Genomic DNA, 14,649 nt, shown 5'->3' with positions numbered 1-14,649 from the left:
TATTCTCAGGGATGATGGCGGGTACACCTTCGAGAAACGAACTTCACGAACAGAACCGTTTGTCTTGGAATGAGGCAACCAAGGCGCACAATAGCCATAAAGGCGATCAAGCAAAGTTTTTCCGGGAAGGAGGAAGTACTCTTTTTCCAGAAGAGATTGAACTGCTGGGAGATATTACTGGTTTGTCCTTAGTTCACCTACAATGCAACGCTGGACAAGATACTCTATCGCTGGCGCGGCTGGGTGCAATTGTCACTGGCGTAGATATTAGTGATGAGGCTATAGCGTTTGCTCAAAAACTCTCACAGGAATCAGGAATTTCAGCCAACTTTGATCGCGCCGATATCTTCGATTGGTTCGAGGAAACAGCAACAGCAGGCAAACAATTTGATATTGCATTTTCTTCTTACGGGGCAGTTTGTTGGATATCTGATTTAAACCTTTGGGCTAAGGGAATTTCAAATATTCTCAAAACTGGTGGACGTTTCGTTGTTGTTGACTTCCACCCTGTAGCTATGATTTTTGATACTGATTGGAGCCATAAATTTTCTTACTACAGTAGAAATAGAAAATGCACGCAATAACACATTAAAAAACCGCTTACGTGTGTTAAAAGCAACAGCACAAACAGCGGTTTTCTACAATATTATTTTTAACAGCCTCTATTAATTAGCTGCACCAGAAGCAGCAAGTTCCGCCAAGCGTTCTTGCTGGTCTTGAGAGATACAAGACTGAATCAGTGATTCTAAATCACCTTCTAGAACTGGGGCAAGGGAGTAGTTTTGACCGAGACGGTGGTCTGTAACGCGATTGTCCTTATAATTATAGGTGCGAATTTTCTCAGAACGTGACCCTGTACCAACCTGCGATCGCCGCATGGAAGTTACTGCTTCTTGCTGTTCGCGTAACTTCATTTCATACAGTTTTGCCCGCAAGATCTGCATTGCCCGTTCTTTGTTTTGCAACTGGCTGCGTTCTTCAGTACAGAAAATCCGAATTCCCGTTGGCTTGTGGAACAAGTCTACCGCAGTTTCCACCTTGTTGACGTTTTGTCCACCCGCACCACCAGATCGCGCTGTGGTCATTTCTATATCTTTGGGATCGATGTGAATTTCCACATCATCGACTTCTGGCATTACCGCCACGGTTGCAGTGGAAGTATGAACTCTTCCTCCAGCTTCTGTGACTGGTACGCGCTGCACGCGATGTACTCCCGCTTCAAATTTCAACTTGCTGTAGACGTTGTCTCCCTGAATTTCCAGAATTGCTTCTTTGAAGCCGCCCATTTCCGCTAAGGATTCACTGACTAGCTTCACTCGCCAACCCTGACTGTCAGCATAGCGAGAGTACATCCGCAACAAGTCACCTGCCCAAATACTAGCTTCATCACCACCAGTACCCGCACGAATTTCTAGCATGATGTTTTTATCATCATTGGGGTCGCGGGGTAGTAATAATATTTTCAGGCGATGTTCTAGGTATTCTATTTTTTCTTCTAATTCCTGAACTTCCAGGGCTGCCATTTCTTGCAATTCCGGATCGCCCTGAGATTCTTTCAAGATTTGACGTGCCCCTACTAATTCGTCTTGGGCTGTTTTCCAAGTTTCATAGGTAGTGACTACCTCTTCTAACCCAGACCGGGCCTTAGCCACTTTTTGATACTCATCCGGATTTTGGGCAGTATCAGGATCGGCAAGGCGACGGGTCAATTCATTAAAAGTTTGTTCAACAGATTTGAGTTTCTCCAGTAAATATTGTTCAGCCATGAGAGTGCGATCGCTCCTTAAAATCACAAGTTGGCTCGGCAAAATAAAACAACAAGCGACCCAGCGGTTGCAGGGTCGTCGTTAACAGCAGAGCCAACCCGCTACTTTTTCTTTTTGCCGCCAGCTTGATCGCCTTTCATGCCGTACTTGCGAAGGAAGCGTTCAACACGACCTTCAGTGTCAATAATCTTCTGAGTTCCGGTGTAAAAAGGATGGTTTCCAGACCAAACATCTACATGCAATTCTGGCTTTGTGGAGCCGACGGTCATGACAACTTGACCATTGCAGTAAACTTTAGCTTCTGGATACCACTCGGGATGAATTCCAGGTTTAGCCATTGTTCTTTTCGTCGTTGATTCTATAAAAATTATAACTTTGGTGCTTAATTTAGGACTAGGGACTGGTTAAGTGATGACTGGTTACTAGGGACTAGGTATTAGGAGATGAGAAGAATCTTCTCCCAATGCCCAATGCCCAATGCCCAATACCCAATCCCCAATCCCTTATCTTTTGGAGTACTGGGGTGCTTTGCGAGCTTTGTGCAAACCGTATTTTTTCCGTTCTTTTGCTCGGGGGTCGCGGGTAAGATAGCCTTCGGTTTTCAGAGGAGAACGGTTATCTGGGTCGAGTTGGCAAAGAGCGCGAGCTACTCCTAGTCGAATTGCGCTTGATTGTCCGGTCAAGCCGCCACCTTCGGCTTTCACCAAAATATCGTATTCGTTTTCCAGTCCCAATGTTTCTAGAGGTGCTTTCAGTGCACCCAGGTAATTAGGATTGAATTGGAAATACAAGTCTCCGGGTTTGCCATTGACAATCAACTGTCCGCTACCTGGAACTAGGCGTACTCGTGCCACTGCGGATTTACGACGACCAGTACCCCAGTACATTGCACGGCCGCTAGTGTTATCTGTTGCTTGCATTAATCTTGTTCTCCTGGAATAGTATTAATTTTTAATTCTTTGGGTTTTTGGGCTGCATGGGGATGAGTGGGGCCAGCATAGACTTTCAGCTTGGTGAACAACTGCCGTCCCAAGCTATTTTTGGGTAGCATACCTTTAACGGCATGTTCGATAATCCGTTCTGGTAAACGCCCTTGTAGCTTAGCAAAAGTTTCTGTCTTCATCCCGCCAGGACGACCGGAGTGACGACGGTAAACCTTTTGGGTGCGCTTTTTCCCGGTGACGGCGACTTTTTCAGCATTGATTACAATGACGAAGTCGCCTGTATCCATGTGGGGTGTATATTCAGGTTTATTTTTGCCTCGCAGAACCATCGCGATTTCGCTAGCTAGGCGACCGAGACGTTTGTCGGTGGCATCTACTACGTACCACTCCTGCGTTAGGGAAGTAATTGGAGGAAGGTATGTTTTATTGAGTGTCATTTGTTATTTGATCGTTGCTAGTTGTTTGTTGTTTGTTGTTTGGGAAGACCACCAATACCCAACCATTGACTATTGACTAATGAACGGCAGTCGCTCATGGGGGGAACCCCCTGTTGGAGCGCGCTGCCTCCTCTTGACCAATGCCAAACAGTGGCTGAGTGTCAAACCAGATCTCTTTAGGAAAAGGAAAATCTGGATAGCCGACTCGCAACAAGCACAAGCCGTGGGCAGGTGCAGCATATTTCACCTCTTCCCGGCGTTCGTCTTTCCAGAGGTTGGTGAAGTCAGTGAGCGATCGCTCTTTTGTACCTACCTGCACTAACATTCCTACTAATAGTCGTACCATGCCATATAAAAATCCATTTGCCTGAATTTCAATATGGATAAATGAACCGTTGCGGTAACACTCTGCTGCTTGTATCTCTACCCAGGAATGCTTGCGCCCTGAGTTGGCGCGGTGAAATGCCGCTAAATGATGGTGTCCAATCAGAGGTTTCAGTGCTGCCTGGATTAAAGATTCATCCAGAGGTGCATGATAATAATGCCAACTGAAGGCTCTGGTGAACAAGTTCGGCTGTTTTGCAGTGTCTATGGTGTAGCGATACCGTCGATACGCTGCACTAAAACGAGCGTGCCAATCTGGACTTACACCTGCTGAAGCCCGAATCAATATATCTGTTGGCAGGTAGCTATTGAGAATTGTTGCCCACTTGTGAGCTGGAATCTTACCAGTAGCATCAAAATGGGCTACTTGAGCGGCAGCGTGAACTCCACTATCGGTACGTCCCGCACCGTGTAATGTCACAGGATGACCCATTACATGAGCAATAGCTTTTTCTATCTCTTCCTGCACGCTACGGTGTTGCGGTTGCCGTTGCCAGCCATGAAAATGAGTGCCCAGGTATTGAATTACCAGGGCGACTCGCTCTTTTGGTGTAGGCTGGTGGCTCTCTAACATAGGAATTTTGTTATTTGTCCTTTGTCATTTGTCATTTGCTTGTTGTTGGTTGTTTGTTGTTTGTTGTTTGGTGTTTCTTCCAACCAACAACCATCTATCAACAAAGAACAAAATTTGACCAATGACTAATGACTGATAACTTAAACCAGTTCAATGATTGCCATCTCAGCGTTGTCACCGCGACGAGGTACGGTGTGCAGGATGCGGGTATATCCGCCCTGACGATTGCCATAACGAGTGGGAGCTTGTTCAAATAAAGCCTGAACAAGGTCTTTGTCATAGATGTAGCCAAGGGCTTGACGGCGTGCTGCAAGCGAGCCGTCTTTGGCTAGGGTAATCATTTTATCCACTTCAGATCGAACTACCTTAGCTCGTTGTAAAGTAGTAGTAATTCGACCATGACGAATCAGCTCGGTAGTTAGCGATCGCAAAAGAGCGCGACGCTGGTCAGCTGGTTTGCTGAGTTTTTTGACTCGACAACGATGACGCATAATTAATCAACCATGAATGATAACGCTTACTTAATATGGCTGCTAATAGTTAATTGTTAATTGCTATTAACTATTAACTATTAACCACCATGTTTAGAAGACCTTTCGGTTGGTAGGGTAATCCCTAGGCGTCGCTGTAAAGCTTCAACTACTTCTTCAGCCGACTTCTGACCAAAGTTTTTAATTTCTAACAGGTCTTCTTGGGTATAATCCAATAAGTCTGCCACAGAGTTAACTTGTGCCCGCTTCAGACAGTTATAAGCTCGCACAGAAAGCTGCAACTCTTCGATGGGAATCTGGGCGGTTGGATCTAGCTCATCTACAGAGTCTGTTTCTGTTTGTCTAATATCAATATCTTTCAGAGGGTTGAATAACTCTACCAAAATTCCTGCTGCCGAGGAGAGGGCTTCTTGGGGGCTAAGACTGCCATTCGTCCAAACTTCTAACAGCAGTCGGTCTCTAGGCATCCCAGTATCACCACGGGTTTCTTCAACGCTGTAGTTGACTTTTCTAACTGGCATAAACACCGAGTCGATTTGGAGGAAGTCTAATGATGTGGCTTCCTCGCGGCCACGTTCTACAGTGCGATACCCTTTGCCTTTTTCAATCCGAAATTCCATTTCTAGCTTTCCCCCTTCAGCCAGGGTTGCTATATATTGGGTCGGATCGACGACTTCTACTTCACTCGGCAAGTCAAAGTGTGCTGATGTGACTGTGGATGGGCCTGTAACGAGTAGGCGACCAATCTGGGGTTGAGTTGAATAGCTTTTGAGGATGACTTCCTTCATTCTCATCAGGATTTCTAGCACATCCTCTCTCACGCCCGGAACGGTGGCAAACTCGTGTGTCACCCCCGCAATCCGTACTGCTGTAACTGCCGTACCCTCTAGATTTGACAGCAATACCCGTCTCAGGGCGTTGCCAACGGTAATTCCTTGACCCCGCTCCAGAGGTTCTAGGATAAATTTACTGTAGTGGCTCCGACTTTCCTCTGTACTAGACTCTACACATTCAATTTGAAACTGCGCCACGGAGTAGCCTCCCTTGTTCTAAGGTCTTGCTAGCAGGCAAATTTCTTGCCTACGAATTTGGATTTATGCCTTGGGCTTGAGTTCTATCAAACTGCCTGTCAGTAACAGTTCGAGCTTGACACCTCAAAAAGCTTACAGGCGCTATATTTTTTAGGTTTTCCGAAGTTTAGCAGCCCGATGTAGCAAAAGGGGCTGATGAACTTCGGACGGCCACTATGCGTGTGAGGGGAATAGGCAAGTTCATACAGTTATCAGTTATCAATAATCAGTAATCATTTGCTGTTCACTGTTCACTGTTCACTGTTCACTGCTTGCCTTTACCACCCAACAAGTCGTGTTTAAACTCGACGGCGTTTGGGGGGGCGGCAGCCATTGTGAGGAATTGGGGTAATATCTCGAATGAGTGTAATTTCCAGTCCTGCCCCTTGGAGAGCCCGGATAGCGGTTTCTCGACCTGCTCCTGGGCCGCTTACCATTACCTCAATTTGGCGCATTCCCTGATCGATCGCTCGACGTGCTGCGCTTTCAGCCGCGGTTTGCGCTGCAAAGGGAGTTCCCTTTTTTGCGCCCTTAAAACCGCTAGAGCCAGCGCTTGCCCAAGAAATCACATCTCCGTTTTGATCGGTAATGGTGACAATGCTATTGTTGAAAGTAGATTGGATGTAAGCAACACCATTTGGTACGTTGCGTTTTTGCTTTTTGCTCCCGGTTTTTTTACTTGGTTGTCGCGCCATATCGGTGTAATTGGATGAATGTAAAGCTTGCTCAAGGCAAGCATGGCAAAAAATTTATTTCCCTGGTGCCTTCTTCTTACCAGCCACTGTTTGCCGTCTCCCACGTCGGGTTCGAGCATTGGTGCGAGTTCTTTGTCCTCTAACTGGTAAGCCCATGCGGTGACGACGGCCTCTATAGGTACCAATCTCAATTAGGCGCTTGATGTTCAATGCTTCCCAGCGCCTCAAGTCGCCCTCGACTTGATAGTTGCTTTCTACTTCTCCTCGCAGGGCTGCTATGTCAGCATCACTGAGATCTTTAACACGAGTGTCTGGATTGACACCCGTAGCGGCTAAAATCTCCTGCGATCTCGATAAACCGATTCCGTAAATATAAGTTAGACCAATCTCGACGCGCTTATCGCGTGGAAGGTCTACTCCGGCAATACGTGCCACAACAATTTTCTCCCTATGGTGCTCACTAGTGATGTAAGTTAGTGTTTAAGGTGATGATGCTGCCACCAACTCACCAAGTCCTAAAAAGTAGTTCTACTTCGCCCTAACCTTGGCGTTGTTTATGTTTGGGATTGGTACAAATCACCATGACGCGACCCCGACGGCGGATCACGTTACACTTTTCACACATTTTTTTGACTGAGGCTCTGACTTTCATGCCTTTACTAATTGACTCCAAATGTTAAATTATAGCATTTTTTAGGAAATTATTCAGTTAAATCATTGTAATAAAACCAACAGCGTTGGTTTTATGGTATAATATCCTACATATATCTACTTTTTCCTGAGTCGATAAGTGATCCGACCTTTAGTTAGGTCGTAGGGTGTCAGCTCAACTTTGACGCGATCGCCAGGTAAAATCTTGATATAGTTGCGGCGAATCTTGCCGGAAATGTGAGCTAGGACGTTAAAGCCATTGTCCAAGTCAACGCGAAACATAGCGTTAGGCAATGACTCTGTAACCGTACCTTCCATTTCAATCAAATCTTGCTTAGACAATTTGTTTTTTCCTCAACGCAACATTTTTCTATTCTTTGCTGCTAGTTTTAGCTGCGAAAGAACATATTTTGATAAATATATCAACAGTTTATTAATATATCTTAGCCAAGATTTACGTGCATCTGCTTAGATATGGGGAAAGGGGCATGGGGCATAGGAGAAATCAGTACTTCAATTCTCAATGCCCAATTCCCAATTCCCAATGCCCAATTTCCCCATTCGAGACTAGGAATAAATGAGCTTCTTAAGTTCGGCTGTGACTTCTTCTAGGGACTTATTGCCGTCGATGGTGTGTAGTTGATGGCGATCGCGGTAGTATTCAATCAAGGGAGCAGTTTCAGAGCGGTAGACTTCTAAACGGCGGCGAATCACTTCTTCAGTATCATCAGCTCGTCCACGTTGCAGTAAACGATCCACTACAACATCATCTGGCACATCCAAGTTGACTACCCTTTCCCCATCTTGATCTAGCTTTTGCAGCAATTCCTCTAGAAAAGCTGCTTGCTTGACCGTGCGGGGGAAGCCATCCAAAATCCAACCTGAGTTAGTATCTGGTTTTCCCAGACGTTCCTCCACCATTTCCTGCACGAGTTGATCGGGAACAAGCTCACCCCTATCCATATAACTTTGAGCCTTAATGCCCAAAGGGGTTTGCTCTTTTAAAGCTTGCCGCAAAATATCACCCGTAGAAATATGGGGAATCTTGCAGTCATCAGCTAAAGCTTTAGCTTGAGTCCCTTTACCTGCACCCGGCGGTCCCAAGAAGATTAATCGCGTCACTATTGTTTCACCATTCCTTCATAGCGCTGAGAGATGACGTAGGTTTGGACTTGTTTTGCCGTATCAATCGCCACACCAACCAAAATTAGCAAAGAAGTAGCACCCAGCCCTCTAAAGGTTGGCACTTTTAAAGCTCCTTCTACTGCTGTGGGGATGATTGCAATCAAACCCAAAAAGATAGCACCCAAAAAAGTTAGTCGATTTAAAACGCGCTCTATATACTCGCTAGTAGCTTTACCCGGACGAATACCAGGAATACTAGAACCCATTTTCTTGAGATTCTGCGCTACATCAACTGGGTTTACTATCAAAGAAGAATAGAAGTAACTGAAAAAAACAATTGAAACTAGATAGACAAGGGCATAGACCCAAGACTGAGAACCACCGGGACTCAAATAGGTGTTGATAATATTGGCCAATTCTGGATTTTTCGTGAAATTGGCAATAAACAGCGGCAAACTCAAGATTGCAGCAGCGAAAATAATCGGCATGACTCCACCTTGATTTAGACGCAAGGGGAGATAGCTACGCTGCTCAGCAAAAACACGGCGACCGACTTGACGGCGAGCCGAAATAATGGGAATGCGACGAATTGCTTCCTGCACAAAAACGATACCGATAATTGTTGCCAAGAAAACCAGGACTAATACAATTACTGGACCGACTCTTTCGCGCACGATTTCCTGACCGCTGCCTTGGATATAAGCAATAGTATCGCTGAGAGATTTTGGCAGTGTCGCCACAATGTTGACAAAAATCAACAAAGATGCACCATTACCTACACCACGCTCTGTGATCACTTCTGATGCCCACATCACAAACATCGAACCAGCCACCAAAGCGACAGCTGTCTCGATCACGAAAATAGGCCCAAAGTTCAAAGCAAAAGGTCTCAGCCAGAATGCCGCCAAGAAAACACTTTGCAGAATCGCCCAACCTAAAGCTACATAGCGTGTAATTTGGGAAATTTTTCGCCTTCCAGCTTCACCTTCATTTTTCTGTAAGTTTTCTAAAGCTGGAATTGCAGCAGTCAGCAATTGGATGATAATTGAAGCGTTGATGTAAGGCAGAATACCCAAAGCAAAGACTCCCAATGCTGAAAGTCCGCCTCCAGAAAAGATATCCAAAAAGCTGAATATCTGATTATTGCTATTAATTGCAGCAGCAAACTGCTGTCGGTCAATTCCTGGTATGGGTATATGTATACCCATGCGAATTAAAAAGAGAATACCGACGGTGACAAGCAGCCGACCTCTTAGCCCAGCTGCTTGCGCCATCTGCATAAAAGTTTCTTGAGCTGTTGGGGGTTTATCTCGACTGATCATAGAGGGCTACCTTAGATAGTGAACCAGGCGCTGGCTAGAGTCCGCGTGCGCTTAGGTGCGCTCTGGTATTGGCTCACTCTAAAACTTCACAACTCCCACCAGCTGCCTCAATTTTGCTACGAGCTGTACCTGTGAAAGCTGCTGCTTTCACGTTGAGCGGAACGCTCAATTCCCCATCCCCCAAAATTTTCAATGGCCCCTTGACAGCAGTGAGGATACCTGCTTCTTTTAGGTAGGTCAAAGTTACTTCTGTATTTGCTGGGAGGGAGGCTAGCTTCTCTACATTAATCGTAGTGTACTTTTTACGGTTAACTAGGGGGAAGCCTTTTAACTTTGGTATGCGGCGGTACAATGGCTGTTGACCACCTTCAAAACCAGGTCTAGTACCGCCACCAGAGCGGGCTTTTTGACCGCGCATACCTTTACCAGCACTTGCACCTTGCCCGGCAGAAACACCCCGACCTAAACGGCGGGGACGTTTTTTAGAGCCTTTTTGCGGGCGAACATCATTTAGTCTCATAAGCGATAAATTAAGCAAAATTGGTCATTTGTTATTGGTCATTTGTCATTTGTCATTTGTCATTTGTCATTTACTAAGGACAAAGGACTAAGGACAAATGACTTTTTAAATGTAAAGATTTTCCACAGCAACACCCCGATCTTCAGCAACTTCAGAGAAGGTACGCAAAGCGATGAGGGCGTTGATTGCGGCTCTAGCGTTGTTGAGAGGATTGTTGGAACCAAGTTGCTTAGCTAAGACGTTACGCACACCTGCTAACTCCAGCACAGTACGAACTGCACCACCAGCAATTACACCAGTACCAGGAGCCGCTGGTCGCATCATCACTTTTGCTCCGCCACCTGTACCATCAACGGGGTGAGGAATGGAGTTGGATTTAGTAATAGGAATATCAATGAGATGCTTTTTACCATCGGCTACGCCTTTTTTCACAGCACCGATGACATCCGAAGCTTTACCTACTCCTACGCCAACTTGACCCCGCTCGTTACCGACAACCACAATGGCGCGGAAGCTGAGTTTTTTACCACCTTTAACTACCTTGCTCACCCGTCGGATTTGAATGACCCGTTCTTGCCAGTTTGTTTCTTCTTTCTTAGCGCGGTTAGTTTTACGACGATTTGTTGCCATTATTTAATGTCCTTTGTCATTTGTCATTTGTCATTTGTCGTTTGTCATTTGTCATTTGAAAGTTATTTGTTGTTTGTTGTTGGAAGCAAGCAACCACTAACCACTAACTACCAACTACTAACTACTAACCATTGACTAATGACTATTGACCAATGACAAACTTAGAAATCTAACCCAGCCTCACGTGCTGCATCAGCTAGGGCTTTAACACGACCGTGATAAAGATTACCACCGCGATCGAAGACGACTTTGGTGATACCTTTTTCCAAAGCTCGTGCTGCAATCAACTTGCCAACTTCAGTTGAAGCCTGACAGTTTTTCCCGGTTGCTAATTTGGATTTGACTTCTGGCTCTACAGTAGAGGCTGCGACTAAGGTGTGATGTTGGGTATCATCTATCACTTGAGCATAAATATGCTGGTGCGAACGAAATACCGCTAACCGTGGACGTTCTTGAGAACCGTCAACTTTACCACGGATGCGTCGATGGCGACGCTGTTTTGATTCTCTACGAGTAAGCTTCATGTTTACTTCTTACCACTCTTACCAGTCTTACCAGCTTTACGTCTTACTACTTCGCCAGCGTAGCGAATACCCTTGCCTTTGTAAGGCTCAGGTGGACGAACAGAACGAATTTTAGCTGCCGTGTTACCTACTATTTCTTTGTCGTAGCCGCTGACAATGACGTTGGTGTTGTTTTCAACTGCAAACTGAACTCCCTCTGGCGGTGCAATCTGCACTTGATGGCTATAACCCATGTTTAAGATTAGGTTACGACCTTGCACTTGCGCTCTGTAACCAACCCCTTGAATTTCCAAACGGCGTTCAAATCCTTTGGAAACTCCCTCAACCATGTTGGCAACCAAAGTGCGGAACAAACCATGCATTTGCCTTGAGATACGCGAATCATCTCGGCGAGTAACAGTCAATATTTCTCCATCTTGGGAGACTGTCACATAAACAGGAAGCTCGCGGGAAAGTTCACCCTTAGGGCCTTTGACAACAACTTTGGAGTTATCAAGGGTCACTTGTACTTTAGGAGGAACTGTAATTGGGCGTTTACCAATTCGAGACATAACTTTTCTTCGTTGTTTGTTTGTTGGTTGTTGGTTGTTAGTTTTTGGTTGTTACTACTAACTACTAACCACTAACAACTAACCCATGACTACCAGACGTAGCAAAGCACTTCTCCACCCAAGTTCTGACGACGTGCTTCGCGATCCGTCATGATGCCACTGGATGTAGAAATAATGGCAATGCCGATGCCACCTAATACCCGTGGTAATTCTTTTTTGTTGGAGTAAACACGCAAACCCGGTTTGCTGATCCGCTTCAGGGCGGTGATAATTGGTTGGCGATTTTTACCCTTGTACTTTAAGGAAATTACCAAGTTACGCTTTATTCCTTCTCCTGCTTCTTCATAGTCAGAAATAAAGCCTTCATCTCGTAGCACTTTGGCAATACTACGGGTCATTTTCGTAGATGGCACTTGTGTTGTTTGATGCCGCGCCAAAGTGGCATTGCGGATGCGCGTCAACATATCAGCAATAGTGTCGTTTGTTGCCATCGTTTCCTCTTTAAATGAACTTATTGATCGCGAAAGGGCATTCCCATTTCTTTTAGTAAGGCGCGGCCCTCTTCGTCAGTGTTGGCTGTGGTGATGATAGAAATATCCATCCCTCGGATTTGGTCAATGCTGTCGTACTCGACTTCTGGAAAAATCAACTGCTCTCTAACACCAAGGGTGTAGTTACCACGACCATCAAAACTTTTAGGACTAATACCGCGAAAGTCACGAATTCTTGGCAGAGCCAGGTTGATTAATCGGTCGAGGAAGGCATACATCCGTTCGCCTCTTAGAGTCACCATGATGCCAACGGGCATACCTTGACGAATTTTGAAGCCTGCGATCGCTTTTTTCGCCCGTGTCACTACAGGCTTTTGACCAGCGATCAGGGCAATTTCAGTTAAAGACGCTTCCAGAGCTTTAGCATTTTGAGCCGCTTCCCCCAAGCCCCGGTTGACGGTGACTTTCACCAACTTTGGTACTTGATGAACGTTGGTATATCCAAACTGCTTCATCAGGTTCGGGATTATTGTTTCTTGGTATAAACTTTTGAGTCGTGTTGCCATAGTTTTTTGTCCTGATTGTCCCTGGTCTTGGTCAGGGAATTAAAAATTATGAATTATGAATTATGAGTTATGAATTGTTTGATTATTTATTTCATAATTCATCATTCATCATTCATCATTTATTATTTATCGATGATTTCGCCGGTTTTCTTGAGCATCCGTACTTTTTTGCCTTCATCAGTGAAGGTGTAGCAGATGCGACTGGCAACGTTTTGCTTAGTGGAATAAAGCATCACGTTGGAACTGTGGATTGGGTATTCCTGGGTGACGATGCGCCCAGATTCGCCCTCTGCTTGGGGTTTGACATGCTTGGTTTTGATGTTGACGCCTTTGACAATGACTTTGCTTTCTTGGGGAAGTGCTTTGATGATTTCGCCAACTTTGCCTTTGTCTTTACCGGCAATTATCTGCACGGTGTCCCCTGTTTTAACGTGCATTTTGTAGAACTTCGGCTTCTCCTTCTTGCTTGCCATTACAGCACCTCCGGAGCCAAAGAAACTATCTTGGTAAAGTTTTTGTCACGCAGTTCCCGGGCAACAGGCCCAAAGACGCGCGTTCCTTTGGGATTGCCATCTTTGTTAATGATGACTGCGGCGTTGTCGTCAAAACGGATACTCATGCCACTATCCCGATTAATATTGTGGCGGGTGCGAACTATTACCGCTTCGACAACATCAGATTTTTTGATAGCCATGTTGGGCTGGGCATCTTTAACAACAGCGATAATTCTATCGCCGACGTAACCGTAGCGACAGTTACCAGCCCCAAGAATGCGGATGCACATGAGCTTGCGGGCACCGCTGTTGTCTGCAACGTTTAGATAAGTCTGGGGTTGAATCACAATTAATCTCCTTGTTTTTGGTAATTGGTAATTGGTAATTGTTTTTGTGACCCATTACCTATTAGCCATGACCTATTACCATTAGTTATTTTTAGTGTTGAGGATTTCTGTGACTTGCCAGCGCTTGGTTTTGCTCAGGGGTCTAGTTTCTTGAATACGAACGCGATCGCCAATTTTGCAGCGATTGTCTTCGTCGTGAGCTTTGTAGCGCCTGGTTTTGACCACAATTTTGCCGTACTTGGGATGGGGAGCGCGGTTTTCAACGGCGACTACGACCGTTTTTTGCATTTTGTCGCTCACTACCAAGCCAACTCGTTCTTTGACTGCCATACTCTCCTACTCTTGTTCTGTCGCGGGTTGACTTGCAGCCCGTTTGCGCTCTGCTTCTACCGTTAGCAATTGGGCTAGGCGGTGTCGGGCGTGTCGGAACTGGTGAGGTTTGTCTAGTTGTCTGGTTGCTTTTTGCAAGCGCAACTGAAATAGCTGCTTTTTGACAGCAAGAATTTCCTCAGCCAGTTTTTCGTCACTTAATTCTCTAGCTTCTGAAATTTTGGGAAGAGGCATAACCTACTCCTGCTCCTGTGGCTCCTGCTCAGAGCGTGAAATGAACTTAGTTTTAATTGGCAGCTTATAGGCAGCCAAACGCATCGCTTCGCGGGCGGTAGCTTCTGGTACACCAGCTATTTCAAACAAAATCCGCCCTGGCTTCACGACTGCTACCCAATATTCGGGTGAACCTTTACCGGAACCCATCCGGGTTTCAGCCGGACGCATTGTCACAGGCTTATCTGGAAAAATGCGAATCCAGATTTTACCACCCCGACGGATGTAACGAGTCATAGCTCGACGAGAAGCTTCGATTTGACGAGCAGTGATCCAAGCTGGTTCTTGGGCTTGGAGGGCAAAATCACCAAAATTCAAAGTGCTGCCAGCGGTGGCAAGACCTTTCATCCGTCCGCGCTGTTGTTTGCGGAATTTCGTTCTTCTAGGACTTAACATGATGTGTTAGTTGTTGGTTGTTAGTTGTTGGTTGTTAGTTGTGAGTCAGCGCGGTCTTGGGGGTTCCC

The 14,649-nt window shown here is 45.7% G+C and carries 25 protein-coding genes; 1 reads left to right on the top strand and 24 read right to left on the bottom strand.

Going from position 1 to position 14,649, the window contains the following annotated elements; all coding sequences use genetic code 11:
• The first annotated feature begins 11 nt into the window (after positions 1–11).
• Entirely contained in the window at positions 12–584 is a 573-nt protein-coding gene (locus HXY43_RS05485; RefSeq protein WP_290880926.1) for a class I SAM-dependent methyltransferase, read from the top strand.
• An 81-nt stretch (positions 585–665) separates the two neighbouring features.
• Here HXY43_RS05485 and prfA read toward each other — a convergent pair whose 3' ends face one another.
• The 24 genes from prfA to rplP all read right to left on the bottom strand — a co-directional run bounded on the left by prfA (position 666) and on the right by rplP (position 14,581).
• Positions 666–1,766 (bottom strand): peptide chain release factor 1, encoded by a 1,101-nt coding sequence (prfA, locus tag HXY43_RS05480; protein ID WP_290881014.1) that lies wholly within the window; start codon positions 1,764–1,766, stop codon positions 666–668.
• Between the two features lie 101 nt (positions 1,767–1,867).
• A complete protein-coding gene (rpmE, locus tag HXY43_RS05475; protein ID WP_026732518.1) occupies positions 1,868–2,104 on the bottom strand; it encodes a 50S ribosomal protein L31 in 237 nt (78 codons plus the stop codon).
• Between the two features lie 165 nt (positions 2,105–2,269).
• A complete protein-coding gene (rpsI, locus tag HXY43_RS05470; RefSeq protein WP_026732519.1) occupies positions 2,270–2,686 on the bottom strand; it encodes a 30S ribosomal protein S9 in 417 nt (138 codons plus the stop codon).
• Entirely contained in the window at positions 2,686–3,147 is a 462-nt protein-coding gene (rplM, locus tag HXY43_RS05465) for a 50S ribosomal protein L13 (RefSeq protein ID WP_026732520.1), read from the bottom strand. Before rplM ends, rpsI begins: the two co-directional genes overlap by 1 nt.
• A 94-nt stretch (positions 3,148–3,241) precedes the next feature.
• Positions 3,242–4,105: a tRNA pseudouridine(38-40) synthase TruA gene (gene truA / locus HXY43_RS05460; protein ID WP_290880920.1), complete on the bottom strand. Its 864-nt coding sequence runs from the start codon at positions 4,103–4,105 to the stop codon at positions 3,242–3,244.
• A gap of 140 nt (positions 4,106–4,245) precedes the next feature.
• Positions 4,246–4,596 (bottom strand): 50S ribosomal protein L17, encoded by a 351-nt coding sequence (rplQ, locus tag HXY43_RS05455; RefSeq protein ID WP_290880917.1) that lies wholly within the window; start codon positions 4,594–4,596, stop codon positions 4,246–4,248.
• An 80-nt stretch (positions 4,597–4,676) separates the two neighbouring features.
• A complete protein-coding gene (locus HXY43_RS05450; RefSeq protein ID WP_290880914.1) occupies positions 4,677–5,627 on the bottom strand; it encodes a DNA-directed RNA polymerase subunit alpha in 951 nt (316 codons plus the stop codon).
• A 338-nt stretch (positions 5,628–5,965) separates the two neighbouring features.
• The gene (gene rpsK, locus HXY43_RS05445) at positions 5,966–6,361 is read right to left on the bottom strand and encodes a 30S ribosomal protein S11 (RefSeq protein ID WP_009455552.1); all 396 of its coding nucleotides are present in this window, start codon (positions 6,359–6,361) and stop codon (positions 5,966–5,968) included.
• Between the two features lie 54 nt (positions 6,362–6,415).
• The gene (rpsM, locus tag HXY43_RS05440) at positions 6,416–6,796 is read right to left on the bottom strand and encodes a 30S ribosomal protein S13 (RefSeq protein WP_026732524.1); all 381 of its coding nucleotides are present in this window, start codon (positions 6,794–6,796) and stop codon (positions 6,416–6,418) included.
• Positions 6,797–6,899: 103 nt separating this feature from the next.
• Positions 6,900–7,013: a 50S ribosomal protein L36 gene (gene rpmJ / locus HXY43_RS05435; protein ID WP_290880891.1), complete on the bottom strand. Its 114-nt coding sequence runs from the start codon at positions 7,011–7,013 to the stop codon at positions 6,900–6,902.
• Between the two features lie 116 nt (positions 7,014–7,129).
• Entirely contained in the window at positions 7,130–7,354 is a 225-nt protein-coding gene (gene infA, locus HXY43_RS05430) for a translation initiation factor IF-1 (RefSeq protein WP_006276978.1), read from the bottom strand.
• Positions 7,355–7,579: 225 nt separating this feature from the next.
• Complete coding sequence (locus HXY43_RS05425) at positions 7,580–8,134, bottom strand: adenylate kinase (protein WP_290880887.1); 555 nt, start codon at positions 8,132–8,134, stop codon at positions 7,580–7,582.
• Entirely contained in the window at positions 8,134–9,459 is a 1,326-nt protein-coding gene (gene secY, locus HXY43_RS05420; protein ID WP_026732526.1) for a preprotein translocase subunit SecY, read from the bottom strand. Before secY ends, HXY43_RS05425 begins: the two co-directional genes overlap by 1 nt.
• Before the next feature lie 73 nt (positions 9,460–9,532).
• Positions 9,533–9,979, bottom strand: a complete 447-nt coding sequence (rplO, locus tag HXY43_RS05415; protein ID WP_026732527.1) for a 50S ribosomal protein L15 — start codon at positions 9,977–9,979, stop codon at positions 9,533–9,535.
• A 105-nt stretch (positions 9,980–10,084) separates the two neighbouring features.
• On the bottom strand, positions 10,085–10,609 hold the full coding sequence (gene rpsE / locus HXY43_RS05410) for a 30S ribosomal protein S5 (protein WP_026732528.1): 525 nt from the start codon (positions 10,607–10,609) through the stop codon (positions 10,085–10,087).
• A 161-nt stretch (positions 10,610–10,770) separates the two neighbouring features.
• Positions 10,771–11,133 carry a 50S ribosomal protein L18 gene (gene rplR / locus HXY43_RS05405; protein WP_026732529.1) on the bottom strand — a complete coding sequence of 121 codons (363 nt, stop codon included), beginning with the start codon at positions 11,131–11,133 and terminating at the stop codon, positions 10,771–10,773.
• A gap of 2 nt (positions 11,134–11,135) precedes the next feature.
• Positions 11,136–11,684 (bottom strand): 50S ribosomal protein L6, encoded by a 549-nt coding sequence (rplF, locus tag HXY43_RS05400; protein ID WP_290880880.1) that lies wholly within the window; start codon positions 11,682–11,684, stop codon positions 11,136–11,138.
• A gap of 89 nt (positions 11,685–11,773) precedes the next feature.
• Positions 11,774–12,175, bottom strand: coding sequence for a 30S ribosomal protein S8 (gene rpsH, locus HXY43_RS05395; RefSeq protein WP_026732531.1), 402 nt, complete (start codon positions 12,173–12,175; stop codon positions 11,774–11,776).
• Between the two features lie 20 nt (positions 12,176–12,195).
• Positions 12,196–12,741 carry a 50S ribosomal protein L5 gene (gene rplE / locus HXY43_RS05390; RefSeq protein WP_290880877.1) on the bottom strand — a complete coding sequence of 182 codons (546 nt, stop codon included), beginning with the start codon at positions 12,739–12,741 and terminating at the stop codon, positions 12,196–12,198.
• 122 nt (positions 12,742–12,863) lie between these two features.
• Complete coding sequence (gene rplX / locus HXY43_RS05385; RefSeq protein ID WP_026732533.1) at positions 12,864–13,214, bottom strand: 50S ribosomal protein L24; 351 nt, start codon at positions 13,212–13,214, stop codon at positions 12,864–12,866.
• The gene (gene rplN / locus HXY43_RS05380) at positions 13,214–13,582 is read right to left on the bottom strand and encodes a 50S ribosomal protein L14 (protein WP_026732534.1); all 369 of its coding nucleotides are present in this window, start codon (positions 13,580–13,582) and stop codon (positions 13,214–13,216) included. Before rplN ends, rplX begins: the two co-directional genes overlap by 1 nt.
• Before the next feature lie 81 nt (positions 13,583–13,663).
• Positions 13,664–13,912, bottom strand: a complete 249-nt coding sequence (rpsQ, locus tag HXY43_RS05375; RefSeq protein ID WP_290880873.1) for a 30S ribosomal protein S17 — start codon at positions 13,910–13,912, stop codon at positions 13,664–13,666.
• A gap of 6 nt (positions 13,913–13,918) precedes the next feature.
• A complete protein-coding gene (gene rpmC, locus HXY43_RS05370; RefSeq protein WP_026732536.1) occupies positions 13,919–14,146 on the bottom strand; it encodes a 50S ribosomal protein L29 in 228 nt (75 codons plus the stop codon).
• A gap of 3 nt (positions 14,147–14,149) precedes the next feature.
• A complete protein-coding gene (gene rplP, locus HXY43_RS05365) occupies positions 14,150–14,581 on the bottom strand; it encodes a 50S ribosomal protein L16 (protein ID WP_026732537.1) in 432 nt (143 codons plus the stop codon).
• Positions 14,582–14,649: the final 68 nt, after the last annotated feature.

Source organism: Fischerella sp., assembly GCF_013388695.1.
In the GTDB taxonomy this organism is placed as follows: domain Bacteria; phylum Cyanobacteriota; class Cyanobacteriia; order Cyanobacteriales; family Nostocaceae; genus PCC9605.
Note: the sequence above shows the minus strand (reverse complement) of the source record. Positions and strands in the feature narration are given on the sequence as shown.

What these genes read in the sequence shown, in the direction of transcription:
- rplM (WP_026732520.1), bottom strand. Translation starts at nt 3,147, where the DNA reads ATGACACTCAATAAAACATACCTTCCTCCAATTACTTCCCTAACGCAG.
- rpsQ (WP_290880873.1), bottom strand. Translation starts at nt 13,912, where the DNA reads ATGGCAGTCAAAGAACGAGTTGGCTTGGTAGTGAGCGACAAAATGCAA.
- secY (WP_026732526.1), bottom strand. Translation starts at nt 9,459, where the DNA reads ATGATCAGTCGAGATAAACCCCCAACAGCTCAAGAAACTTTTATGCAG.
- rpmE (WP_026732518.1), bottom strand. Translation starts at nt 2,104, where the DNA reads ATGGCTAAACCTGGAATTCATCCCGAGTGGTATCCAGAAGCTAAAGTT.
- rplF (WP_290880880.1), bottom strand. Translation starts at nt 11,684, where the DNA reads ATGTCTCGAATTGGTAAACGCCCAATTACAGTTCCTCCTAAAGTACAA.
- rpsI (WP_026732519.1), bottom strand. Translation starts at nt 2,686, where the DNA reads ATGCAAGCAACAGATAACACTAGCGGCCGTGCAATGTACTGGGGTACT.
- rpsH (WP_026732531.1), bottom strand. Translation starts at nt 12,175, where the DNA reads ATGGCAACAAACGACACTATTGCTGATATGTTGACGCGCATCCGCAAT.
- rpmC (WP_026732536.1), bottom strand. Translation starts at nt 14,146, where the DNA reads ATGCCTCTTCCCAAAATTTCAGAAGCTAGAGAATTAAGTGACGAAAAA.
- truA (WP_290880920.1), bottom strand. Translation starts at nt 4,105, where the DNA reads ATGTTAGAGAGCCACCAGCCTACACCAAAAGAGCGAGTCGCCCTGGTA.
- HXY43_RS05485 (WP_290880926.1), top strand. Translation starts at nt 12, where the DNA reads ATGATGGCGGGTACACCTTCGAGAAACGAACTTCACGAACAGAACCGT.
- rplO (WP_026732527.1), bottom strand. Translation starts at nt 9,979, where the DNA reads ATGAGACTAAATGATGTTCGCCCGCAAAAAGGCTCTAAAAAACGTCCC.
- rpsK (WP_009455552.1), bottom strand. Translation starts at nt 6,361, where the DNA reads ATGGCGCGACAACCAAGTAAAAAAACCGGGAGCAAAAAGCAAAAACGC.
- rplQ (WP_290880917.1), bottom strand. Translation starts at nt 4,596, where the DNA reads ATGCGTCATCGTTGTCGAGTCAAAAAACTCAGCAAACCAGCTGACCAG.
- rplX (WP_026732533.1), bottom strand. Translation starts at nt 13,214, where the DNA reads ATGGCAAGCAAGAAGGAGAAGCCGAAGTTCTACAAAATGCACGTTAAA.
- prfA (WP_290881014.1), bottom strand. Translation starts at nt 1,766, where the DNA reads ATGGCTGAACAATATTTACTGGAGAAACTCAAATCTGTTGAACAAACT.
- rplP (WP_026732537.1), bottom strand. Translation starts at nt 14,581, where the DNA reads ATGTTAAGTCCTAGAAGAACGAAATTCCGCAAACAACAGCGCGGACGG.
- rpmJ (WP_290880891.1), bottom strand. Translation starts at nt 7,013, where the DNA reads ATGAAAGTCAGAGCCTCAGTCAAAAAAATGTGTGAAAAGTGTAACGTG.
- rpsE (WP_026732528.1), bottom strand. Translation starts at nt 10,609, where the DNA reads ATGGCAACAAATCGTCGTAAAACTAACCGCGCTAAGAAAGAAGAAACA.
- rplE (WP_290880877.1), bottom strand. Translation starts at nt 12,741, where the DNA reads ATGGCAACACGACTCAAAAGTTTATACCAAGAAACAATAATCCCGAAC.
- rplR (WP_026732529.1), bottom strand. Translation starts at nt 11,133, where the DNA reads ATGAAGCTTACTCGTAGAGAATCAAAACAGCGTCGCCATCGACGCATC.